Origin of the sequence: Haloarcula rubripromontorii, assembly GCF_001280425.1 — an archaeon.
Lineage (GTDB): Archaea > Halobacteriota > Halobacteria > Halobacteriales > Haloarculaceae > Haloarcula > Haloarcula rubripromontorii.
In genome coordinates, this window is sequence record NZ_LIUF01000002.1 from 289,747 (window position 1) to 313,052 (window position 23,306).

Here is a 23,306-nt window from a genome sequence, read left to right on the forward strand (position 1 = left end):
CGTCACCACATTGGTGCCTGTCCGGGCTACCCGGTCCGCGTCGGCGTATCCGGAGACGCGTCGTCGTACAGCAGGCAGGCGATGCGGTGGTCGTCGCCGACATCGAACAGCGCAGGGTTGGTTCGCTCACAGGGGGATTCAAATGCGTCGTTCAGCACTGTCCGTGCGGCTTCGAACGCCCCGTCGTGCAGGTGGTCGAGGACCGTCCCGAACACTTCTTCGGCCTCCCGGTCGCCGACCGTATCGGGGAGGCCGAATTCGGCTCTGACCCGGGCTTCGAGAGTGGGCCGCGAGAGTTGACTCAGGTCTTCATCCTCGACGCCCTCCTGCACTGCGGTCACCGCTTCCAGCGAGTCGGCGCTCCGGAGCCGCTGTTTCAGGTCCATCAATGACCGCCACTCGGACTGGGCCATGTCTGTCCCCGCGGGCTGGATGATCTTCGGACAGCGGGTGTGGAACCGACAGCCCGACGGGGGGTTCAGCGGCGATGGAACGTCGCCGGAGAGGAAAATACGGTCGCCCTCCCAGCCGGGGTCTGGCTCCGGAATCGCCGACAGCAGGGCCTCGGCGTAGGGGTGATACGGCGGCTGGAACACGTCTTCGGTCGGGCCGACCTCGGCGAACTCTCCGAGATAGAGGACGCCGACGCGGTCGGCAATGTGTTCGACGACGCTGAGGTCGTGGGCGATGACGATATAGGAGAGACCGAACTCCGACTGCAGGTCCGTGAGCAGGTTCAGAATCTGGGCCTGCACGCTCACGTCCAGCGCCGAAACGGGTTCGTCACAGACGATGACCTCGGGGTCGACGGCGAGCGCACGGGCAATGCCGATGCGCTGGCGCTGGCCGCCGGAGAACTCGTGGGGGTAGCGGTGGGCGTGTCGCTGATTGAGTCCCACGGTTTCCAGCAGGTCGCTGACGCGCTCGGCCCGGGCCTCGCCCTCGGCGATGTCGTGGATGTCCAGCGGCTCGCCGACGATGTCGCCGACCGTCAGCCGCGGATTGAGGCTGGCGAACGGGTCCTGAAAGATGTACTGGATGTCCTTTCGGAGCGCCCGGAGGCGGTCGTCAGAAGCCGCCGTCAGGTCCTCACCCCTGTACCGGACTGTGCCGGCCGTCGGCTCGATGAGCCGCAGCAGGCTCTGGGCGAGGGTAGTCTTGCCACAGCCGGACTCCCCGACGATACCGAGGGTCTCTCCGGGGTATAGCTCCAGGTCGACGCCGTCCAGCGCCTTCACTTCCTGACTTCGGCCCAGCAGGGTATCGACGAGGCTCCCGCCGGATTCGTAGTACTTTGTGAGGTTCTCGACCTCCAGAACGGGGCTGTCCGCCGTCCTAGCCATCCTGGCGGCCTCCCGCATCGTCGTTGTCGTCCCGGTCCAGTAGGTCCGCGTCTGTCTGGAGGGGGTCCGAGTCAGCGCGGAGTGGTTCCGAATCTGTGCGCACGCCGCGCGGGTCGGGCTGGCTGTCGTCAGGCGGCGCGTCACGGCCTTTCACCTCGACCTCGTAGTCCAGTTCGTTGTCGAGGTCGCCGGTGTAGGCCAGACAGGCCGCCGCCCGGTCGGACAGCCCAACGCTGTCGCCGGTGTCAGGGTCGACCAGCGGCGGCCGCTTGCGCGTACACACCTCCTCGGCGAAGGGACACCGCGGGTGGAAGCTACAGCCCGACGGGACCTCCACGAGGTCCGGCATGGTCCCCGGAATCGTCTGGAGCCGGTTCTGTCGGTCTCCGATTCGGGGGATAGCGCTCATCAGCCCGACGGTGTAGGGGTGTTTCGGGTCGTAGTACAGCTCCTCGACGGTCGCTGTCTCGACGGCGCGGCCGGCGTACATCACCATCACCCGGTCGCACAGCTCCGCGATGACGCCGAGGTCGTGGGTGATGAGCTGAATCGCCGTATCGTACTCGTCGGCGAGCCGTTCCAGGCGGTCCAGAATCTTCGCTTCGATGGTCACGTCGAGCGCCGTCGTCGGCTCGTCGGCGATGAGCAGGTCTGGGTCACAGGACAGCGCCATCGCGATGACGACCCGCTGTTGCATCCCGCCGGAGAACTCGTGGGGGTAGTCGTCGTAGCGGGCCGCCGGTTCGGGGATGCCAACGTCATCGAGCAGCCGAATCGCCCGGTCGCGGGCGGCCCTGTCGTCGTAGTCGAGATGGTGGCGGATCGCCTCAGCGATCTGCTCGCCCACTGTGTAGACGGGGTTGAGCGCAGTTTGTGCGTCCTGGAATATCATCGCAATGTCGTTGCCCCGTACGTCCCGCACCGCGGATTCGGACATCGACAACAGGTCCTCGCCGTCGAAGCGGACGCTCCCGCTCTCGATACGGCCGGGGTCTTCGATGAGTCGCATTACCGATAGCGCAGTGACGCTCTTGCCCGCGCCGCTCTCGCCGACGACGCCGAACTTCTCGCCGCGCTCGATGCGGAAAGAGAGGTCGTCGACGGCGGTGACGACGCCCTCCTCGGTGTAGAAGTTCACCGTGAGGTCCTCGACTTCGAGCAGAGCCATCAGACCTCGCCCCCGCGGGCCACGTCCTCGCCCTCCTGAGCGTCCAGCGCGTCGTTGATGCCGTCGCCGATGAGGTTCATCGACATCACGAACAGGAAGATGGCCCCGCCCGGGAAGACGGTGACCCACCAGGGAATCGACCCGCCCGGCCCCTGGACGATGGTCTCGCGGGTCTGGTCCAGCATCGTGCCCCACTCGGCGGAGCCGGGCGGGAGACCCAGCCCGAGGAACCCAAGCGCCGCCACGCCGATGACGACGGTGCCGATGGACAGCGACGCCTGGACGACAAGCGGCGCGACGGCGTTGGGGACGACGTGTCTGAAGATGACCCGCCGGTCCCGCGCCCCCAGCGCCTTCGCCGCCAGCACGTACTCGTTTTCCTTGACTTTCAGAATCTCGCCGCGTATCAGCCGGGCGTAGCCGGCCCAGCCGATGGCCGTGAACGCGAGTACCAGCTCCCAGTACCCCTTGCCGAGGACGGCGACGATAATCAGCGCCAGCAGGAGGCCGGGGAACGCGAAGATCAGATCGAGTATCCGCATCATCACCTCGTCGACCCGGCCGCCGTAGTAGCCGGCAACCGCGCCGTACACCAGCCCGATGGCGGCGGTGACGAGAACGACGATGAAGCCGATAGAGAGGCTGAACCGGCCGCCGTACAGCACGCGGGAGAACACGTCCCGCGCGGAGCCGTCGGTCCCGAACGGATGGGCCAGCGACGGGGCCTCGTAGGCGCTCACGTCGAGGCCCTGTGCGTACAGGATGGCGCTCGGGTCGTACGGCGCGAGCGAGAACGGCTGGACGGTGACGCCCGCGACCGTAATCGGACGGGCGAACACCGCGAGCAGCGCCATCGCTGTAACGATGTACAGCCCGAGCATCGCGCTACGGTTCCGGCGGAACTCGCGCCAGGCGCGCTCCCAGCGACTCTCCGTCTCGGTGTCTCTCGTCTCTGTCCAGTCGGATAGCGGTTCGCGGGACTCGACGCGGTCGGCGTCGAACCCCGTTATCCGGATGCGTCCTCGGTCCGTACTCATAGGTCAATCATAGCGGATTCGTGGGTCAAGTACAGCGTACATGATGTCTGCAAGCAGGTTTGCGAGGATGATTGTCACGCCGGTAAACAGCGTGATTGCCATGATGAGGTCGACCTCGCGGCCGACGATGGCGCCGACGAAGGCCCGACCGAGGCCGGGCCAGGCGAACACCTGCTCGACGACGACGGCGCCGCCGAAGATGCTCGCGGTCAGGAACGCGGCGATGGTGGTCACCGAGATGAGCGAGTTCCGCAGGACGTGTTTCAACACCACCGTCCGCTCTGGAAGCCCCTTCGCCCGCGCCGCCGTGACGTACTCCTTGTTCAGTTCCTCGGCCATCGACGACCGCATCACGCGCATCAGCGTCGCCGACGACGCCGTCCCGATGGTGACCCCCGGGAGGACGAGATACCACAGCATCTCGGCCGAAAGCAGCGGTTTATCCGGAGCCAAGACGGGCCAGAGGTCCAGCCAGAGCGCGAATACGAGGATGAGCATCAGGCCGAGCCAGAAGTTCGGCAGGGAGATGCCCGACAGCGCGAACACCCGCGAGATGTCATCGCCCAGCGTATCCTTGTTCACCGCCGCGTAGATGCCGGTCGGAATGGCGATGAGCAGGGCGATGGCCCAGCCGAACAGCCCCAGCGCGATGGTCTCGGGGAGCCGGGCCATGATGTAGGGCAAGACCGGCTGGTCGACGCTGATGACCGTCCCGAGGTCGCCCTGCAGGACGTTGCCCATCCACGTGAGATACTGCTGCCAGACCGGTCCGTCGAGGCCGTACCTGGCGCGTATCGCCGCCTCTTCGGCCGCCGAAATCTGCGGGTTCAGGGCGACCATCTGGTCGATTGGGTCTCCCGGCGTCAGGTGGACCAGCGCGAAGGTAAGCACCGAGACGCCGAACAGTATCGGCACCGTCGCCGCCACGCGAACCGCGATGAATCGTCTGAGGCTCATCGTACTGAGTCACTCCCGGTCCAGATACGCAACCTGCTGGTCCGTCGGGTCGTGCAGGCCGTAGGGCAGAATTCCGCCGGAGAACGTGTACGTGTTGTGCCCGACGTAGTCGGTCGACAGCGACGAGACGTTCGTCCCAAAGACGGTGTAGCTGTTCGGGGCCTGCTCGATGAGTCCCCGCCAGACCCGGTCGTACTGCTCGCCGCGGAACCCCGGGTCCTCGACGGCCTCGACCGAGAACCGCGCCTCCGTCGCTATCTCGTCCAGTTCCGGCGTGTCGACCCGCTGGAAGTTACAGCACTGCCCGAAGTTGTCGATAGAGTTGACGGCGTCGTAGAAGCTCCCGGGGTTGAAGGTTCCGGAGAGACCGATGAGGACGATGTTGCCCTGCTGGTAGTACTCCGGGCCGAGGATGCGCTGGACGAACGTCGTGAACTCGAAGGTCTCGACGCTGATGTCGAAAAACTCCGTGTTGCTCATCACCTGGGCGATGAGTTCGGCCTCGCGCACGCGGTCGTCAGAGGTGTTGGTCTCGATGGTCGCCTCGATGGGCGTCTCGACGCCGAGGTCGTCGACGGCCTCCTGCAGCAGTTCGGTCGCGCCCTCAGTGTTCTGCTCGGTCTGCGGGCGCAGTTCCTCGACCAGCGCGTCGTAGTCGGCCGACCCCTCGTCGGCAGCCAGCTCGGGCAGCGGCGTGTACGCCGGGTTCCGGTACCCGTTGTAGATGTTGTCCGCGATCTGGGCGCGTGGAATCAGCTGATTGACGCCCCGGCGGATTCGCTCGTCGTCCCAGGGTGACTGGGTGACAGGGTACTGGAGGAAATTGTACGCCCCGGCGTTGGTCACGCTGAGCCGGTAGTCATCTGCGCTCCGGTACTCGCTGTACGTGTCGCTCGTGAGCCCGTAGGTGAGGTCTATCTCGTTGTTGTTGAGTGCGGCCGCACGTGTCGCGTCGTCGGTGACAATAGAGACCGTGATGTCGTCGACAACCGGGCTTGTCGGGAACCCGTCCGGGCCGTCCCACCACTCCAGCGCGTCGAGGCCGAGGTCGTCCAGCCAGTAGTCCTCGAACGTGCTGAACTGGGCGCGCTGTTCGGCTTCGTAGGACTCGAACTCGAAGGGCCCGGTCCCGATGGGCGTCAGGTCGTTGCGCGGGTCCGCCCCCCTGTCGGGGTACTCTTCGATGTGTTCCATCGGGTAGACCGTCGGCGGGAGCTGGCTGTCGGCCTCGGCGTCTGGCTCCTGGCCGTAGATGTCGACGGTGTAGTCGTCGACCGCCTCCGCGTAGAGAAAGGAGTCGAATGTCTGTGCGGAAATCGAGGAGTTCTCCAGCACTTCGTACGAGCGGGCGACGTGTTCTGCGGTCATCTCCTCGCCGTTGTGGAAGGTGACCCCCTCGTGGAGTTCGGCCCGGTACTGTATTCCGTAGGTCCCGTCTGCGACAGCGTCGGGCGCTTCGTTGACCGTCAGCACCTCGCCGTCCTCGGGGTTCCTGATGATGATCTGGTCGTCGGCGACGAGGTTGCCGTCGTCGTCCGTCTCCGCCGACACCATGTACGGCTCGTAGGCCCCGTCCTCGACTTCCTGGACGTCCATCCGTTCCCACGTCTTTGCGAGCCACGGGTACACAGTCCCCGCGGCGTCCTGCGTGATGAGGCTCTCGTAGACGAGTCCGTGGACGTTGCCGGCCGGCGCGCTGGTGCTGTATGACGGGTCGAAGGAATCGATACCCGCACCGAGGCCGAACCTGAGTGTCCCACCGTCCTGAATCTCGTCGACGGACACCGCTGCCCGTTCCCGGACCGGGTCGAGGCTCTGACCACCCTCGCTTTCGCCGTCCCCGCCTCCGTCGCTGCCGGCGCTACAACCGGCGAGCATCACTGCTGTTGCTGCGCCTGCCGACTTGAGGACACGCCGTCGCGTCACTGTATTCGTGTCTGCAGCTGCGTCATAAGGCATTCCCATTGACCTCGAAAGCTGTGTGTTATGTTGCCCTCCCACACACTTATAGCATAACGGCGCTCGGAGTCAGGCAACAATCGGTATGCGCGAGTCCGGGAGCAAACTACATCGGCGCCGATACAGACTCCGCGAGCGAGCTTTCCCCCGACTGCACTGCGCTGGTGTCTGGTCTCCGACCCCTGCGCGCTGTTCGAGACCACGTCTAAAGATGACGGCACGTGGGATTGGTCGTTCAACTTCGTCCTGATGCCGGGCGCTCCCGGTATGAATAACACTGAGCCCCGGTCGAAGCTGGGGCCGACATCTACAGTTGCGATTCGAGTTCGAGCGGCTGTTCAGAACGGCGGGCTGTAATCCTCGTACTCGTCCATCTCCTCCATGTCGTCGGTCTTCGAGGGCATGACCGCAGCGCGCGGCCCGCCGGAGCGGACGACTTCGACGGCTTCGAGTCCGTCGACGCTCTCGGGGAGTCGGCGTTCGATTGCCTTCATCGTCATCGGAGCGATGCCACACCCCGAACACGCACCGCCGATGGCGACGGTGGCCGTGCCTTCGCTCTCGTCGATGTCGCGGACCTCGAAGTTGCCGCCGTGTTGCTGGATCTGCGGGACGTTGTTGCTCAAGTAGTTACGCGTCTGTCGTTCGAGTCCTTCAGCGCTCATAACAATTCTACATTTGCACCATCATATCATAAATCTGGTGCTTTTGGCATACCTAAAATATCGGTATATAGGGCATTGAACGGCAATATTTTGGCCCACAAAATAATTAGTATCCTAATTCTATCAATTTTTCGCACGGCCTAAAACAAGCTTGGTATGGAGTAGCCGCCGCTCAGGCGGCATCCTCATCCGACGCCACCGAGCCACCCTCTGAACCCTCCTGTCGCTGCCTCGTTTCGGCGTCGCAGGGCAGCGTCGCGGCCAATCGCTCCGCGACCATCGGGCTGACCAGACCGGCCAGTTCCATCGCTTCCGTCTCGTGATCGTCGAGATCGAGAACCCCCCGAAAGAACCACGAGACGGTCACGTACGCCTCGTGTAACTCCGCCGCTTCCTCACGCCCTGTCTCTGTTAGCGTCACCCCCTCATATGGCTCGTATGTGACGAGATCCTCCTCCGCGAGTCGCTGGCACATCTCCGTCACCGCCGCCGGCGACCGGTCAAGCAGCTCTCCCAACTTTCCCGGGGCGACTGGCGGTTCGTCCCGGTGCTGTGCGATGTAAATCGCCAGCAGATACTCCGGTGCCGTGCTCATCGCTCCGACGGATTCGTCCGCTTCCCGCCGCTGCCTGTGGCCGTACCTGTCGTCGACTCCCCTGTCGGCTGCTCACCGGTCCCGAAGGCCACCGCGCAGGCCCATGCCCACAGCCGGGCATGCGACTGTTGCGGGCAGTTACCCATTCCCACCATCTCGCTATTTCCGTCCGCACTCATCAGGCAGACGCCCCCGGTACTGTCGGTAGAACACGAGTGGCCGAGCGACCGTTCGTCGGTGGACGCTCAGCATGACGCCCACAACATACGTCGGTACCACGCGAACGGTGTCGATAGCGACCCCGACGATACGAAACGGTCTGCCATCGATCTCTGCGTGGATCTCCCCCCGTTTGTGCTCCGCACTCAGTACCGTCGCCTGCCATATATTTTAGGCTTGCCTAATAATATAAAACGTCTGCGTTTTTAGGACGGCCTAATCCAACCGACAAGGTCGGTAAGCGGGCGCAGTTGAGCCTGTCGTCCAGAGAATCGAATCTATCGCACTGCACTCCGCTTCACTATCGGGAAGTGGTCGCCGCCGTATCGCTGTCTGCATCGACTCGACCAGTCACGATTTCGGAGGATGGATTTGATGCGTGTCCTATTTACTACATTGAGCGTCGAACTCACTACGCTCGCAACTCTACTCGGACGATTTGTTCGTCGAGTGTGTCTCGCTGTCACAGGCCATGAGTGTCGAAACGGTGTTCGCGGTGAGTTCTCCCTCGCCGTCAATTTCTGCTCGCGTCGAGGACTCGTTACAGTCGAAGTTTTTGGGTGTTACTTGCTCAGTCACCGTCGTCTCTGTTCCGAGCACAGCCATCGATAGGGTGTACGTCCCTTTCTCACTGAAGGTGAGCAGTACCGTCCCCCTGGGTTCAACCGTGTAGACCCCATCGAATTGCGTTGTCGAGTCGTTTTCGACGAGGATTCGGGTCGTCCACGTTTTGTCCGACGGGTTCCGAAGCATGAGCGTGTGGCTAAACTCCCCCGTATCTGCGGGTATCGGATCGTGGCCGAGTGTGTACGACGCTAGCTCATCGGTAAGTGCTGTTTCGGTGACAACACCGGGACACGCCATACGCGTGGAAACACTCATCGAATCAAGCGTGTTGTCCTCCTGAATGCTGACTGTCGTTCTGGCCACATTACAGGTGAACTGACCGGGTTCGACCGTAACCTCTTCAGTCGCATCCAGCTCAGGAATCGTCACACAGGTAGTGTACGTATCGAGATCGGTGAGTGACACGACGATGCTTGCGTTCGCTTCGAGTTCCACCGATTCCTCAAACACGGTCTCGTTGGCCTTCGAAACCGTAATCGTCCCTTGGTGGGCCGCCTCGGTCGGGTTTCCGAACGCGACGTGGTGAGGTTTTCTGAGACCGCGCTCTTCGAGTGATTCGGACCCGAGAGTCCGTTCAGCGGTGTCACCAGCTTCAATTAGTGTTTCCTCCGGCATTTGTTCAGTCACAGTCTGTGCTCCCTCAGCAGTGGCAGCTGTCGTTTCTGAGTCCGTATCAGGTGAACCGCTCGAAGTTGCTTGAGAGGTACAGCCCGCTGTTGCGGTTGTGAGTACAATCCCAGCGCTTGCCAGAAACGTTCTGCGTTCCATACACTACCATGAGAGGGGTCAAGTATCGTCCTATCCCAGATTCAAAGGCGTCTTTGAGTCCTGGAACCCGCTCACATCATGAGGTCTGCATCTTTACCGGACGGTATGTTTGCCAGTACCACGCCACGAAGAGGAACAGAATCGTGAGGACGCCGATTCCGAGGACAACCCCACCGGGGCCAGTACCAAAGGTGACGAGTGGCTCCCAGATAGTTGGCTCAGGTTGCTGAACCGGAGGCTCACCCATTCTAGGTGAAGGGGAGGGGGCCGGTACTGACCGACGCGCATGGACGAGCGCACTGACGATGCCGACGATACCAATGCCGCCGAAAACTCGACGCAATGCAGTCTTGAGTGATGGCGTTGTTCGCTCTGCTCCGGTGAAAAGGACGAGTGCGCTATTCGTTGGTGCATATACATCCATCTCTCGTCCCTGTTCAGAATACCACGTCTCGATTACTTCAACCAAGCCGGCGTCGCTGAGTCGATCTAGATGGTAACTGACGTTCTGTACCGACGTGTCGAGTTCGGTGGCAATTTCCGACGCTGTCGTTGGTTCGTCGTAGATGATGCCGAGAATACGGCGCGCCGTCGTTGAGGTAATCGTTGACAGGACCTGTTCTGCCTCGTCATCCTCGAAATCGATGAGTTTCGGAGCCAAGTCACGGTCCGTAGTTGGTGTGGGCTTGAGCGGTAGAAGCGAGGACATAGTATGGCTCTCTTTTGTGGTGGTATATGACTACGGAAGATTCAAACAGTCGTTTGAGTCCGATACAGTTGGCGTAGCAGCGTTCAGTACGATCAATCTGGGGACCACGAGGTGCCCACCAACGACGAACGGCGACCAGTGGTCCAGCCTTGCGGATAATCACCTTCTCCGGAAACGGGTTACAATGCTGAGCGAGAGTCTATCGAAACGATGGTCGGGAATGGAGCGGCCGCCGTTGAATCGGACGCTGTCCATATCGAGTAGGTCTCGCACGCAATGGAGTATACTCCGAAACTCTGCGATCAGTTGGGTTACCCGATTTGATATCGCAGTATGCGATTTATCGGTGCAATCGCCATTCATCTTCTGCTCGTCGATGAACAGCTAAATCAGGGTGAGCAGCGGCTAAAACACCGCTATTCAGTAAACTCGGTAATAGAATCGAACGCGTCGGCCGCCAGCCGTTCAGCGACTGCGTCCCTGTCCACGTCACTGATTTCCTGTGGATATTTTCGTTCGAAGTAGCTCACAATGTTCTCGACATCGCGAGTTAGCAGTTCCCGGGCGTTTTCGTGGTCGGTCGGGACGGCCTGGGGCCAATCGAAGACGACAACGCCCTCATTCGTGACGAAGACGTTGTACTCGCTCATGTCCGCGTGGACGTACCCCTCGCGGTAGGCCGTCTGCATCTCTTCGAGGACGAGATCCAGAATCGGTAGTACCTGTTCTGTTTCGAGTTTCGTTCGGGAGAGTTCGACACCGTCTATCTTTTCCATGACAATCGCATGGCGGTTCGTGTCGATTGGCTGTGGGACCGCCACGTCCGGATACAGCGTTTCGAGGGCATCGTACTCTCGCTCGGCGGCCTTCCGAGCGGTGTAGAGCCAGGAGACGTGGTCGCGGTCGGCGGTGTACTCCCGCTCTTTCATCACTTCGCGGAAATTGGTGTACCCTTCGCGGTGGTACTTCAGGGCCACCGGCTTGTACGACTGGGCCTCGTACACGTCGCTTTCCTTGCCCACGCCCAGCGGTGAGCCGACACCCTCGATGGTGTCGCGCTCGGCGAAGGTGTGGAGCGCGAGCGTGTCATACCCCTCGAAAGTGAGCTTGAACCCCTCGTACTGGATGGTCTTCCGTTCGACCAGGCCGCGGTCCGCACACCGGTCGAGCCGGTAGTCGACGTCTTCCGCCGTCAGCCGGGAGAACTCGGTCAACTTCTCGCGGGCGACGTACTCCGAGAACCGCATCCCCTGCTCGACGCCGGAGAGCAGATGGAAGTCCTCGGGTTCCAGCTCCGCCATCACTGAAGCCACGTTCTGGACCATTAGCGTTCTCTACTCGATGGACTGGTAAAAGGTCGACGCGTTCGCCGGATAGATCTGATAAACCTTTGAACGCTATACAAAATCTCTCATCTCGTCTCAGACGTTGCTGTATCGGCGGACGCCAAGCGCTCTGCCCGGCGTCGGCTGGCGCAGATGGGCGTGAGGTGCTGCGGTGTTCGAACGCTGCCTGAGACGGCTGCGCTACTATTTCGTATCTGTCTGACTTGACCCGCTACTTCGGTGTTTCGTGACCGAAACCGCACTTCGGTCGATTGATCGTCGAATAAGACCTCATTAACCTACAGAATCACACGTTTTTATTTTGGCATCATACGTCTGTTATCGCTACTGTACTGCCGTTTCCGCATCTCAAAATGTGACTGATAAGGCTCGAAAATGGCGGTAGCTGGTCGCACGCTCCCTTCACACACGATGCAGCTGAAAGAAGCGGTAAGCCGAGTATCGACTCGAAAATATGTTCCTAATCACCGTGACAGTATATGTAAGGCGAACGGCGACTATGTTCGCCGACTGTGTGCCCGTTAAGCTACTCTCTACTTTTCATTATCTAAACGCAAGTGTGTCGTGTGAGCAGACAACATAAAGACGAGCTCAGGGATCTGCTTCGCTCACTTGCGTTCAATTCTCACGACCGTCGGCTCGCGTTTCCGGTGCTGTTTGCCGTCGGTGCGGAACTGTATTTCGTACTGACAATCACACTCGGTTCTGCCCGTCCCCCGATGGCTCCCGACGCTGGCATCTTCCAGCATCTCGGCTGGTATCTGACGCGGGGCGGTCGATTGTACGTCGACGCCTGGGAGCCGAAGCTCCCGCTGTCCTACGAGACGACCGGTGCTCTGGCGATGCTGGCCGGCGGCGACATGTACCGGCTCCACCTCCTCAGCGTGGCGCTGATGAGCGTGGCGGTGTGTGGAATCGTCGGGCTCGTCGTGATACTCGTCCACGACATCACCGGCGACGATGTCGCTGCATCGCTGGCCGGCCTCTCGATGTTCCTGCTGCCGGGGTTCGCCGTCCGGCCCGCCTATGGGTTCAAAGCAAAGTACCTCTTTGTCCTCTGTGGACTCCTGGCGATATACCTGTACACGCGCGAATACCCGGCGTTGAGCGGTGTGGCCGCGGCGGCCAGCGTCGGGTACTGGCAGGCCGCGGCCATCTTCCCGCTCATCGTGGTTGGACTGGCCATCCAGCAGCGAGACGTGCGGGCGCTCGAACGTGTCGTCGCCGGCGGCCTCGGTTTCACTGTGGTCATGCTTGCGCCGGTGTTTCTCGTCTGGCACTCGGTCTCGGAGATGGTCGTCCAGGTGCTGCTCGTGCCGCTACAGACCGAGGAGCAGGCGTCGATACTCGCCCGACTCGTCGCCGGCGTCGTCCATTTCAAGTGGGCGTCGCCGTTCGTGGTACTGGGCGGCCTCGGACTCGCGCACACCGCCCGGTGCTGGCTCAGGGGCGACGACAGCGTGGTCGGGTGCACCGACTGGTGGATTCCGGTCGGCGCGGCGTGGTTCGCATTCCTGATATTCTTCGTCGACTTCGAAACCGGCGGCTACACCGACCTCATTCCGGGGCTCGCGTTCGTCGCAATCGGCGTTGGGATAGCCGCTGCGACACTGCGTGACCGACGACGGAGGCAGGCGCTCACCGCGGTTCTCGCGCTGGTTCTCGTCGTCAACGTCGCCGTCCTCGGTAGCGTCGGTCTCGTCTTCACACCCGTTGAAACGCCGGGACCGGTGCCGATGTCAGACCTCGAAACCACCGGTCTCCCGGAGGCCTACGGGGAGAGCGAGTCGGTGCCCGATGTCCGGTACATCTATTGGCAGCGGCTCGAACCGTCGGCGTGTCACTACCGGCTCTCGGTGATGGAGTTGCGGTGGCTCGACAGAGTCGACTCGTCGGTAGACAGTCGCTGTCTCGACTTGGGGACCGCCAGAGCGAGGCTTGCAAGCGGCTAAGACTCCGTAGAGTCGTAGTCGGAGAGCGAGGTCTGTGTCGTTTCGACAGAACCTGTGATGATGTAGGGGACGATAATCCGGAAGAACTGAGCGGCAAGCACCAGCAGGATCGGCCCCAAGAAGATGCCGTAGAAGCCAAACGCGATGGGGCCGAGGATGTACGCGAACATCAACAGACCGACGTGAGTCAGATCACCGCTGACGTACGGCCGAATCAGGAAATCCGGGATGGTGTCGACGACGACTAGCGTGACCACAAGGAAGAGGACAACCCAGGCCAGGGCTGCCGTCTGTCCTGTGACGACCGCGGAGACCGCAAGCAGTGCGGCCACGGGCAGATAGACGATTTTCATCCCGACCACTGGAATGAGGCTGCCGATGCCGGTGAGCGCGCCGACGAGTGGTGCAAACGGAACCTGCACTGAGCCTGGCGCGACCAGATTGTACAGCGAGAACACGAAGATCCCGATAACGCCCGTCACCAGTGCGTTCAAGATGTTCCCGAAGAGAATCGAGGACAGTTCCTCGTCGACCGCCGCCGCGTAGTTGCGAAGGACACCTGACCCGTCGAAGGTGTCAAGGAACCAGCCGACAAGTCGCGGTCCGTCGGTGAGCAGGTAGTACGTTCCGGCAAACATGATGAACACGCGCAGCAGTAGCGCCGTAAGCATACTCACAGAGCCGATGAGCGTATCGGAGACACGCCCCAGCCACGACTGGACTGTCGCGTTTCGCAACAGGTCGATCACCTCATCCGGCCCCATCGCCAGCACATCTGAGAAGCCGAGGTCGGCGAGCGGCCCCGGTAGCGACCCACCCTGCAGATCTTGAAACTGCGAGAGGTACGCCGCACCTAGACCACCTTCGCCGAAGAACGACTGTAACTCGGGGACAATGAGGACGATCGTGTAGCCGACCAGAAGCACGAACGGTAACAGGAAGAAGAAAATCGTGGCCGCCGCGTGGAGCTGTTTCTGGTAGGGGACGGCCCGACCCAGGAACGATTCGGGTAGCGGGAGCCACCCGAGCCGTCGATAAATCGGTCGGCTGGCGTAGTACAGAAAAACGGTGAACACGAGCGTCGGGAGGAACTGGGACAGGACGAGTCCGACCACGAGGAAGAGTGCTACGCCCGCGATAGCAAGGAGGACGCGCCGTCCGAGGTCGGTACTATATTCCATATGTTTTCAGTACAACATCTCGATAAAAAATAAAACCACCGGTCGGCCCAATGGCTGTTAGTGATCGGGGCAAAACGGGTGGCTACAGCCCCTCGAACTGGGTGATCGCCTCTCGCCAGTCTTCGGGGATCGAGCGCGAGGATTCTGTGTCGCGGTCGTATGTGACGACGGTTGTTTCTCCGGTCGCAGCCACACCATCTTCGGTCCGGACCTCGTACTCGAAGGGGAAGCTCTTCTCGCCAAGACGTGGAACCCGGACGGCAACGGCGACTGCGTCACTGATCTGGACGGGCTGGATGTAATCGACTTCGAGGTTCGCGATGACCATGCCAGTGCCCGACTCGCTGCCCGAGAGCAGCGCCTCGCCACAGTCGACCACGTCGTGCAGGTAGTCGATGCGAGCCTCCTCGAAGTAGGTCGCATACGTCGCGTTGTTGACGTGGCCGTACGTGTCGATGTCCGTGTACCGGACCTCGACGTCCGTCGTGTACTCGAAGCTCATGTCAGCAATTCCGCGTGTTTCTGTTTGAGCTTCTCGATTTTCGGCGGGATAGTCAACTGGCAGTAACTCTGGTCCGGGTTCTTCTCGAAGTAATCCTGGTGATACTCCTCGGCGGGATAGAACGTCTCCAGCGGTTCGACCTCGGTGACGATGTCGCTATCGTAGCCCGGCTGGACTTCCTCGATGAAAGCTTCCACGGTCTCGCGCTGGGTCTCGTCGTGGTAGAACACGGCCGAACGATACTGCGTGCCCACGTCGTTACCTTCCCGGTCTTTCGTCGTCGGGGTATGCGTCGTGAAGTGGACCGCGAGCAGGTCCTCGTAGCTCACCTCCTCGGGGTCGTAGGTGAGCTGTATGCACTCTGCATGGCCCGTTTCCCCGCGACAGACCGCCTCGTAGCTGGGGTCGGCGACGTGTCCGCCAGCGTAGCCCGAGACCACGTCGACCACCCCGTCGATCTGTTTGAACACCGATTCCGTACACCAGAAGCAACCGCCCGCGAATGTCGCTTGGTCAGTCATCACCCGGTGTACGTGCCCGGCATACAAAACTCACTGGCTGTCGTCGCAGATGGATGCCTACCTACCGGTCGACCTCGCCCATGATGGTGTCGAGACTGCCAATCGTCGCCACGAGGTCTGGGACGTATTCACCGCGAGCCATCTCGGACAGCGCCTGCACGTGGGAGAAAGAGGGACCGCGGATCTTGAACCGCGCTGGTGTCTCAGTCCCGTCAGAACGGATGTAGATGCCGAGTTCGCCCTTCGCGGCCTCGACGGCGCGGTAGATTTCGGTGTCAGCGTCGGGCCGAAGCGTGCGGGGCACGTTCGCCTGTATCTCGCGGTCGTCCTCGGGCCAGTCCTCCAGCAGGTCGACGCACTGGCCGATGATCTTCGCGGACTCCTCCACTTCGCGCAGGCGCACGAGCAGGCGCGAGAAGTTGTCGCCGCCCTGCTCGGTGACGACCGACCAGTCGAGTTCGTCGTAGTAGCCGTATGGGTCGTCCCGACGGAGGTCGTAGTCGACGCCGGACGCTCGGGCGACCGGCCCGGTACAGCCGTAGGCTTTCGCGGTCTCAGCCGAGAGGTGACCCGTGTCGACCGTCCGAAGCTGGAGAATCTCGTTGCTGGTGAGCATATCGTGGTACTCCGTGAGCTTGTGCGGCAGGTCGTCGAGGAACGCACGGATCTTCTCGAAAAACGCCTCCCGAGGTTCGGGCAGATCCCAGGCGACGCCGCCCAGCCGCAGGTAGTTGAACATCAGCCGCTGGCCGGTCAGGTCTTCGAGAATGTCCTGAACGAGTTCGCGGTCCCGGACGCCCCACTGGAAGGTAGCGGTGAATTCCCCGACCACGTCAAGCGCGTAGGTCGCGACCGCAAGCATGTGCGAGAGGATACGTGAGAGTTCGCCGCCCATTGTCCGGATGACCTGGGCGTACGCCGGCACCTCGATGTCGGCGAGGTCCTCGGCCGCACGGGCGTACGCCCACTCGTTCAACAGGCCAGCTCCGCCCCAGTCCCACCGGTCCGGATAGGGCATAATCTGGTGGCGGTAGGTGCCCTGCTGACACATCTGTTCCTCACAGCGGTGGATGTAGCCGATGTCGGGGTCGACGGCAGCGACCTGCTCGCCGTCGAGTTGGGCGTTCAGGTGGAGGACGCCGTGCGTCGAGGGGTGGTGTGGCCCCATATTGATATGCATCGTCTCCGGCCCTTCGCGGCGGTCTTCGAGCAGGCGCTCGTGTTCGCGGAAGGAAACGATCTGTGGCTGGTCCTGATTGTAGTCCCGGCTCAGCGGGTGGCCCTGCCAGGTTTCGGGCAGGAGAATGCGCCGGAGGTCGGGGTGGTCTTCGTACTCGATGCCGACGAGGTCGTAGGCTTCCCGCTCGTGCCACGCCGCCGTCGGGTACACGGACGCGGCGGACTCGCTACTCGGCGACTCCCTGGGTGTTGGCACAACGACCGAAAGTTCCTGTGTCGGGTCGTCGTAGCGCCGCAGATGATAGATCGTCTCGAACCGGTCGGCGTACTCCTGGGCCGTCACACAGGCACAGTGGTCCAGACCGGCCTCGGTTCGCAGCGTCGAGAGGACGGCCTGCACCTCGTCCGCGCGGATGACAACGGCTGGGGCGTTCTCGTGGCGTTCGGTGGAGAGGACGTGGTCGGCAATCGGCTCGATAAGCGGATGAACGTCGTCGGCTCGGTGGACTGTCTGGGCCATCTCCGTGGTCGCCCGTTCGCCGGCTGCCGCCCTCGGCCTGTCCCCTCATGCCCGAGGTTATTTTAAATACCTCCTGGAACGGTCAGGTATGAAGTACGTCACGCTCTCGCTGTGGATGGCCCAAGAGGTCCGACACCCGATGCACCAGTTCGTCGTCGACCACGACGGCTACGAGGCGAGCTATCTCCTTCGGGGCAACGACATCGGAGCCGATCCCCAGACTCTGCTGTTTCACGTCGACGGGTTTCCGCCGGAGCCCTATCGGGCGGCGCTGGAACAGGCCGACACCGTCCGGGAGTACGCCATCTCGACGTGCCCCGACGAGACGTTCTACCTCTACGTACAGGACTCGCCGTCGGCGACCGATCACGACCTCGTCGACGCGCTCACGCGGGCCGGTCTGGTCATCGTTTCGCCGGTCGCTTACCGTGCCGACGGCACAGTCGGACTCACACTGGTCGGTCCGGGCGGAACGGTCCAGCAGGCAGTCGAGACGGTGCCAGACGGCGTCTCCGTCGACGTGCGGGAGGTCGGAGAGTACGACAGCCGGCGACTCGACACCGGCGCGGCACTCACCGACCGGCAGTTCGAGGCCGTCGCCGCCGCCGTCGACTGTGGGTACTACGGCAGCCCTCGGGCGGGGAGCGTCGACGATGTCGCCGACGAACTCGGCTGTGCTCCCGGAACTGCCGCCGAACACCTCAGGAAGGCTGAGGCTCATGTGATGGCTGACATACTCGAACAGCGCCCTGAATCGACGGCGTAGTCCCCTCTGTTCGGGAACCGCTGGAGCGGCCGACGACCGTCCCGAAAAACTATAAACTCAAGAAGAGTGTAATCTAGTGTTGGGTTGCGAACACACCACAGGGCCAGCGGCGGCCCAACTCAGGACCACACTACCATGGACACAGTAACCATCGACGACGTACCAGTCGAACGGAACCCGATGCAGGTGCATGACATCCGCAAGCCCGTCTCCAGAAAACTCGGGACCGAGCATTTCGCGGCGAACTACTTCGAACTCGACCCGGGCGATTCTTTCTCGGGGAGCCTCCACCGCCACCACGATCAGGAGGAGGTGTTCTACATCGAACAGGGACAAACCACCTTCGAGGTCGGCCTCGACCGCGAGGAAGTTGACGTGTCGGGCGGTGAACTGATACGCTTCGAACCCGGCGAGTTCCAGCAGGGGTACAACTCCGGCGACGAGCGCGTTATCGGCTGGGCCTTCGGCGCGCCCGGCGCAACTCACGACTGGGACGAGCTAGAATCGAGAGCGCACTGTCCGGAGTGCGACGAAGAAACGACCCAGAGCGTCGCCCTCGCCGACGGCCGGTTCGAACTCACCTGTACCGGGTGCGGGAACGTTCAGGGCTAGGGCCTGCGTCTGTTGTTTTCGTGGGTGGAAACAGGCTTTCCGGCGCTTTGCACAACCATACCTCCGTCGGGCAGCCCAGCGACTGCTAGCCCACAATACATATCGCATCGCGTCACGAAGCCCGGGTATGTCACTGGCCGACCTAGAGTGGCGCGTCATCGGCGAGGAAACACGACCCGGGCCGATGACGATGGCGCTGGAAGCGGCCGCTGCCGAAACCGTCGCCGAGGGCGGTCCGGCAACGGTACGAGTGTACACTTGGCCCGATACGCTGTCGCTTGGCTACGGACAGGACCCCGACACCATCGACTGGGCGTTCTGTGACCGCGAGGACATCGGGGTGACGCGCCGACCCACCGGCGGTGGGGCGATATATCACGACAGCGTGGCTGACATCTCCTACGGCATTATCGCGCCGGCCGACGCCGTTCCGGGCGATCTGATGGCGTGTTACGAGCAGTTCTGCGAGCCGGTTTTAGATGCATTCGAGCGCATGGGCGTCGACGCCACTTTCGCTGACGACGAGCGGTCGGCGGTCCATCAGCCGGCCTGTTACCTGCGGCAACTCCATCCGGCCCACGATATCGTCGGCCCTGACGGCCGCAAACTCAGCGGGAACGCTCAGTATCGCCAGAAGGACGCTGTCATCCAGCACGGCTCCCTGTCCGTCTCGTTGCGTCCCGACCGCCACTGTGGCTGTTTCAGCGCCGACCCCAATTCCGAACGGTTCGGCGAGCGTGTCGGGGCGATAGACGAGTACGCCGATATCGACCGCGCCGAAGCCGTCGAGACGCTCCGCTCGACGCTGGCTGAGTGGGTCGATGCGACCGAGGGCTCGTGGACGGACGACGAACTCGCCCGCGCACGCGAGCACGCAGAGGAGAAGTACGCTGCAGCCGAGTGGATACGGCGGTCGCCCTGACACCACTACGAAACAGTCGAAGCGCCTGAAAAAAGCTAGCAAATGCTAGCGGATTGTTCGGGGTAAAAGGACCATCTGGGTTCAGTAGTGTGCGATGGCTCTCAGCGTCTCCGGCGTTACGCTGTAAAGCCTTCGAGGACGGGATACTATCAACAGCGCGCTCTGTGCGAGAGTACCCTGCTCACCGCCAGTACTTCGCCTATTGCTAAAACCACAGCTAATATCTTCACCCGGCAAGTGTGCGTTGATGGCTAACCGAGAACAAGATTGGTCGCCGAACCAGTTGAATCTGGATCTTCTCGATCAGAACGCGCGTGACGCCGACCCGCGGGGGAACGGGTTCGACTACGCTGAAGAATTTCAGGAGCTCGATCTCGACGCGGTGAAAGCGGACCTCGAAGAGCTGATGACGTCATCACAGGACTGGTGGCCGGCTGACTACGGCCACTACGGGCCGCTGTTCATCCGGATGGCCTGGCACAGCGCCGGAACCTACCGCACCACCGATGGCCGCGGTGGCGCGTCCGGTGGCCGCCAGCGCTTTGCACCCCTTAACAGCTGGCCCGACAACGCGAACCTCGATAAGGCACGCCGGTTGCTCTGGCCCATCAAAAAGAAGTACGGGCGAAAGCTCTCGTGGGCGGACCTGATTGTGCTGGCCGGAAACCACGCTATCGAATCGATGGGGCTCAAGACGTTCGGCTGGGCCGGCGGGCGCGAGGACGCCTTCGAACCCGACGAGGCGGTCGACTGGGGCCCCGAAGACGAGATGGAGGCCCACCAGTCCGAGCGCCGCAACGAGGACGGGGCACTCAAAGAGCCCCTCGGCGCTGCGGTTATGGGGCTGATTTACGTGGACCCGGAGGGACCAAACGGCAACCCGGACCCGCTCGCGTCCGCGGAACACATCCGCGAATCGTTCGGTCGGATGGCGATGAACGACGAGGAAACGGCCGCACTCATCGCCGGCGGCCACACGTTCGGCAAAGTCCACGGTGCCGACGACCCCGAGGAGAACCTCGGCGACGTTCCCGAGGACGCCCCCATCGAACAGATGGGGCTGGGCTGGGAGAACGACCACGGCTCAGGGAAGGCCGGCGATACGATCACCAGTGGTATCGAAGGCCCCTGGACGCAGGCGCCGACCGAGTGGGACAACGGCTACGTCGACAACCTCCTTGATTACGAGTGGGAACCCGAGAAGGGGCCCGGCGGGGCCTGGCAGTGGACGCCCACGGACAAGGAACTCGAAAACACCGTTCCGGACGCCCACGACCCGGGCGAAAAGCGGACGCCGATGATGCTCACGACGGACATCGCGCTCAAGCGGGACCCCGATTACCGGGAGACAATGGAGCGGTTCCGGGACAATCCCATGGAGTTCGGTATCAACTTCGCTCGGGCGTGGTACAAACTGATTCACCGCGATATGGGGCCGCCCGAGCGCTTCCTCGGTCCGGCCGCCCCCGACGAAGAGATGATCTGGCAGGACCCCGTCCCCGATGTCGACCACGACCTGATCGGGGACGAGGCGGTCGCCGACCTCAAAGCGGAAATCCTCGACTCTGACCGCTCCGTCTCACAGCTCGTCAAGACCGCCTGGGCATCGGCATCGACCTACCGCGACAGCGACAAGCGCGGCGGGGCCAACGGGGCACGCATTCGGCTTGACCCACAGAAGAACTGGGAAGTCAACGAACCGGCACAGCTCGAAACAGTCCTTGCCACGCTCGGAGACATTCAGGCGGAATTCAACAGCGGCCGAACCGACGACACGCGAGTCTCGCTCGCTGACCTGATTGTGCTGGGCGGCAATGCGGCCGTCGAGCAGGCTGCGGCCGACGCCGGCTACGACGTGACGGTCCCGTTTGAACCGGGCCGGACAGACGCGACGCCAGAACAGACCGACGTCGACTCTTTCGAGGCACTCAAGCCGAGAGCCGACGGCTTCCGGAACTACGTCCGTGACGACGTCGACGTGCCGGCCGAAGCGCTACTCGTGGATAGAGCGGACCTCCTAGACCTGACTCCCGAGGAAATGACCGTGCTGGTCGGCGGGCTCCGCTCGCTGGGTGCGACGTATCAGGGCTCCGATCTGGGCGTGTTCACCGACGAACCGGGAACGTTGACAAACGACTTCTTCGAGGTCGTTCTCAGTATGGATACGGAGTGGGAGCCCGTCTCGGAGTCGAAAGACGTCTTCGAGGGGTACGACCGAGAGACGGGTGAACAGCGGTGGGAGGCGTCCCGCGTCGACCTGATATTCGGGTCTCATGCCCGACTGCGCGCCATTGCGGAGGTCTACGGCGCTGACGACGCCGAGGCCGACCTCGTCGACGAGTTCGTCGACGCGTGGCACAAGGTGATGTGTCTCGACCGCTTCGACCTCGACTAGATTCCTGCGAGGCGTCGTTTCACTCACTCGCTCCGCGGTCAGAGCGTTTCCTCGATAAACTGAGAGACGATGCGGTCCTCGGCAGTCCGGAGCTGATACTGCACGGTCGACCGAGGCTCGTCTAATATCGATGCGAGGTCTTTGACCGAGACCTCCCGCGGTCGCTCGTAGTAGCCGTGGGTCACGGCGGCTTTGAGTACCCGCCACTGCTGGGGCGAGAAGTTCGTCGCGACGCGTTCGGTGGCCTTCCAGTTTCCGGCACTGGTGATATGGGACACTGAGAGTGTGACGCCATCGCGGAGGTTCGATTCGATTCTGTCGTACACCTTGCCGATGGGGTTTGACCCCGGATAGAGGACGCGCCAGCGGTACTCGTTGCCCGTCCGTCGAGATTCGAAGATAGTCCCCTCACTGACGTGCCGGTGCAGGAAACTCGGCAGCGACTGACAGCCGCTGATCTCACGACGGAGCGTGTACACTGTTCGCGATGTCTCCCCGCGGTCCAGCACGTGGTACGTCCGCGCTGTCTCACAGCTCACGACGTCGAAACACTCGTTACAGCGGTCTTCGTCCAGGAAGACCTCGTCGAACGCATGCAGCGCTTCGGGTGTCCCCTTCGCGTGGTCGAGTCGCCACATATGGTCGTCACCGACGAAGATGGCCGAGGACCATACAGAGAGACTTTCGTACTGTCGAAACACGTCCATCAGGCTATCGGCTCCTGCGTCGAACTGCAGGACGAATTCGAACTCGCGTGTTTCATCGACTGCGGCCTGTGATTCAGTCATTTGGCTATTACTAACTTTAGAGAGTCGTTATAAGTCTGTTACTGGTCCGTCAAGCACAGGTCTGTTTATTTGGTTGACTATTGATAAAACACTCTGTCGGTTCACCCTTGCCCTCACGTTCGCAGGGACGGGACTGCGAGAGCGGACTTTCGACAGCCATGATAACAGACTCACGTCACCGTTTTGTGGCAGCCCGGCCAAGCGGTGGCATGGTCCCGTCCTCCCCTGATGATAACCCCGTCGACACCTCCACCGGCCCTCAGGCAACCGACGGCAGTGTCGAAGACCTTTCCGAGGAAGAACTGTACGCGATTGTTCGGGTGGCTACCGAGGACGCAGTACTTGGCGCGCTCGGCACGCTCATGTTTGTCGGTATCGGCATCGTACTGGTCTCCTGGGGCGCAGCGTTACTAATGTCAGCAACGCCGCTTCCAGCGGCTATCGGCGTGGTACTCGTCCTGTTCGGTGCATACCTCGCGCTATCGAGCCTCCGCATGATCCCGCCCGTCCGCGAGTGGGTCTGAGGCGGTCGGGTATCTCTGTTCACCGGCCTGTCGTCCAGCTCCGACGAAATC

22 protein-coding genes are annotated in these 23,306 nt (G+C 62.2%); 6 read left to right on the forward strand and 16 right to left on the reverse strand.

What is annotated here, in order from left to right; all coding sequences use genetic code 11:
• Positions 1-26 precede the first annotated feature (26 nt).
• The 11 genes from AMS69_RS06770 to AMS69_RS06815 form a co-directional block, all read right to left on the reverse strand.
• The gene (locus AMS69_RS06770) at positions 27-1,343 is read right to left on the reverse strand and encodes an ABC transporter ATP-binding protein (protein WP_053967845.1); all 1,317 of its coding nucleotides are present in this window, start codon (positions 1,341-1,343) and stop codon (positions 27-29) included.
• Positions 1,336-2,511: an ABC transporter ATP-binding protein gene (locus tag AMS69_RS06775; protein ID WP_053967319.1), complete on the reverse strand. Its 1,176-nt coding sequence runs from the start codon at positions 2,509-2,511 to the stop codon at positions 1,336-1,338. The genes AMS69_RS06770 and AMS69_RS06775 overlap by 8 nt, the downstream gene beginning before the upstream one ends.
• Positions 2,511-3,548: an ABC transporter permease gene (locus AMS69_RS06780; RefSeq protein WP_053967320.1), complete on the reverse strand. Its 1,038-nt coding sequence runs from the start codon at positions 3,546-3,548 to the stop codon at positions 2,511-2,513. The genes AMS69_RS06775 and AMS69_RS06780 overlap by 1 nt, the downstream gene beginning before the upstream one ends.
• A 3-nt stretch (positions 3,549-3,551) precedes the next feature.
• The gene (locus AMS69_RS06785; RefSeq protein ID WP_053967321.1) at positions 3,552-4,505 is read right to left on the reverse strand and encodes an ABC transporter permease; all 954 of its coding nucleotides are present in this window, start codon (positions 4,503-4,505) and stop codon (positions 3,552-3,554) included.
• Between the two features lie 9 nt (positions 4,506-4,514).
• A complete protein-coding gene (locus tag AMS69_RS06790; protein WP_238378353.1) occupies positions 4,515-6,431 on the reverse strand; it encodes an ABC transporter substrate-binding protein in 1,917 nt (638 codons plus the stop codon).
• 371 nt (positions 6,432-6,802) lie between these two features.
• Positions 6,803-7,129, reverse strand: a complete 327-nt coding sequence (locus AMS69_RS06795) for a NifU family protein (RefSeq protein ID WP_053967323.1) — start codon at positions 7,127-7,129, stop codon at positions 6,803-6,805.
• 172 nt (positions 7,130-7,301) lie between these two features.
• Positions 7,302-7,724, reverse strand: coding sequence for a metal-dependent transcriptional regulator (locus tag AMS69_RS06800; RefSeq protein WP_053967324.1), 423 nt, complete (start codon positions 7,722-7,724; stop codon positions 7,302-7,304).
• On the reverse strand, positions 7,721-7,903 hold the full coding sequence (locus AMS69_RS20110; RefSeq protein ID WP_155119939.1) for a hypothetical protein: 183 nt from the start codon (positions 7,901-7,903) through the stop codon (positions 7,721-7,723). The genes AMS69_RS06800 and AMS69_RS20110 overlap by 4 nt, the downstream gene beginning before the upstream one ends.
• 466 nt (positions 7,904-8,369) lie before the next feature.
• Positions 8,370-9,197 (reverse strand): hypothetical protein, encoded by an 828-nt coding sequence (locus tag AMS69_RS06805; RefSeq protein ID WP_238378354.1) that lies wholly within the window; start codon positions 9,195-9,197, stop codon positions 8,370-8,372.
• A 217-nt stretch (positions 9,198-9,414) separates the two neighbouring features.
• Positions 9,415-10,047 carry an ArsR/SmtB family transcription factor gene (locus tag AMS69_RS06810; protein WP_053967326.1) on the reverse strand — a complete coding sequence of 211 codons (633 nt, stop codon included), beginning with the start codon at positions 10,045-10,047 and terminating at the stop codon, positions 9,415-9,417.
• Between the two features lie 416 nt (positions 10,048-10,463).
• The gene (locus AMS69_RS06815; protein ID WP_053967327.1) at positions 10,464-11,372 is read right to left on the reverse strand and encodes a serine/threonine-protein kinase RIO2; all 909 of its coding nucleotides are present in this window, start codon (positions 11,370-11,372) and stop codon (positions 10,464-10,466) included.
• 740 nt (positions 11,373-12,112) lie between these two features.
• Here AMS69_RS06815 and AMS69_RS06820 point away from each other — a divergent pair.
• Positions 12,113-13,345: a DolP-mannose mannosyltransferase gene (locus AMS69_RS06820; protein ID WP_053967846.1), complete on the forward strand. Its 1,233-nt coding sequence runs from the start codon at positions 12,113-12,115 to the stop codon at positions 13,343-13,345.
• Here the strand turns inward: AMS69_RS06820 and AMS69_RS06825 are convergent.
• The 4 genes from AMS69_RS06825 to AMS69_RS06840 all read right to left on the reverse strand — a co-directional run bounded on the left by AMS69_RS06825 (position 13,342) and on the right by AMS69_RS06840 (position 17,248).
• A complete protein-coding gene (locus AMS69_RS06825) occupies positions 13,342-14,526 on the reverse strand; it encodes an AI-2E family transporter (RefSeq protein ID WP_053967328.1) in 1,185 nt (394 codons plus the stop codon). The genes AMS69_RS06820 and AMS69_RS06825 overlap by 4 nt on opposite strands.
• 82 nt (positions 14,527-14,608) lie before the next feature.
• Positions 14,609-15,028: an acyl-CoA thioesterase gene (locus AMS69_RS06830; protein ID WP_053967329.1), complete on the reverse strand. Its 420-nt coding sequence runs from the start codon at positions 15,026-15,028 to the stop codon at positions 14,609-14,611.
• Positions 15,025-15,549 (reverse strand): peptide-methionine (S)-S-oxide reductase MsrA, encoded by a 525-nt coding sequence (msrA, locus tag AMS69_RS06835; RefSeq protein ID WP_053967330.1) that lies wholly within the window; start codon positions 15,547-15,549, stop codon positions 15,025-15,027. The genes AMS69_RS06830 and msrA overlap by 4 nt, the downstream gene beginning before the upstream one ends.
• Positions 15,550-15,610: 61 nt before the next feature.
• Complete coding sequence (locus AMS69_RS06840; protein ID WP_053967331.1) at positions 15,611-17,248, reverse strand: NADH-quinone oxidoreductase subunit D; 1,638 nt, start codon at positions 17,246-17,248, stop codon at positions 15,611-15,613.
• Between the two features lie 88 nt (positions 17,249-17,336).
• On the opposite strand from AMS69_RS06840, the gene AMS69_RS06845 reads away from it, so the two are divergent.
• From AMS69_RS06845 to katG, 4 genes are all read left to right on the forward strand, one after another.
• A complete protein-coding gene (locus AMS69_RS06845) occupies positions 17,337-18,014 on the forward strand; it encodes a helix-turn-helix domain-containing protein (RefSeq protein WP_053967332.1) in 678 nt (225 codons plus the stop codon).
• Positions 18,015-18,149: 135 nt separating this feature from the next.
• A complete protein-coding gene (locus tag AMS69_RS06850; protein ID WP_053967333.1) occupies positions 18,150-18,626 on the forward strand; it encodes a cupin domain-containing protein in 477 nt (158 codons plus the stop codon).
• A 127-nt stretch (positions 18,627-18,753) separates the two neighbouring features.
• Positions 18,754-19,548 (forward strand): lipoate--protein ligase family protein, encoded by a 795-nt coding sequence (locus tag AMS69_RS06855; RefSeq protein WP_053967334.1) that lies wholly within the window; start codon positions 18,754-18,756, stop codon positions 19,546-19,548.
• 247 nt (positions 19,549-19,795) lie between these two features.
• Positions 19,796-21,943 carry a catalase/peroxidase HPI gene (katG, locus tag AMS69_RS06860; RefSeq protein ID WP_053967335.1) on the forward strand — a complete coding sequence of 716 codons (2,148 nt, stop codon included), beginning with the start codon at positions 19,796-19,798 and terminating at the stop codon, positions 21,941-21,943.
• 38 nt (positions 21,944-21,981) lie between these two features.
• On the opposite strand, the gene AMS69_RS06865 is transcribed toward katG, so the two are convergent.
• Complete coding sequence (locus tag AMS69_RS06865; protein WP_053967336.1) at positions 21,982-22,731, reverse strand: helix-turn-helix domain-containing protein; 750 nt, start codon at positions 22,729-22,731, stop codon at positions 21,982-21,984.
• Positions 22,732-22,940: 209 nt separating this feature from the next.
• On the opposite strand from AMS69_RS06865, the gene AMS69_RS06870 reads away from it, so the two are divergent.
• A complete protein-coding gene (locus AMS69_RS06870; protein ID WP_053967337.1) occupies positions 22,941-23,255 on the forward strand; it encodes a hypothetical protein in 315 nt (104 codons plus the stop codon).
• The last annotated feature ends 51 nt before the right edge of the window (positions 23,256-23,306 follow it).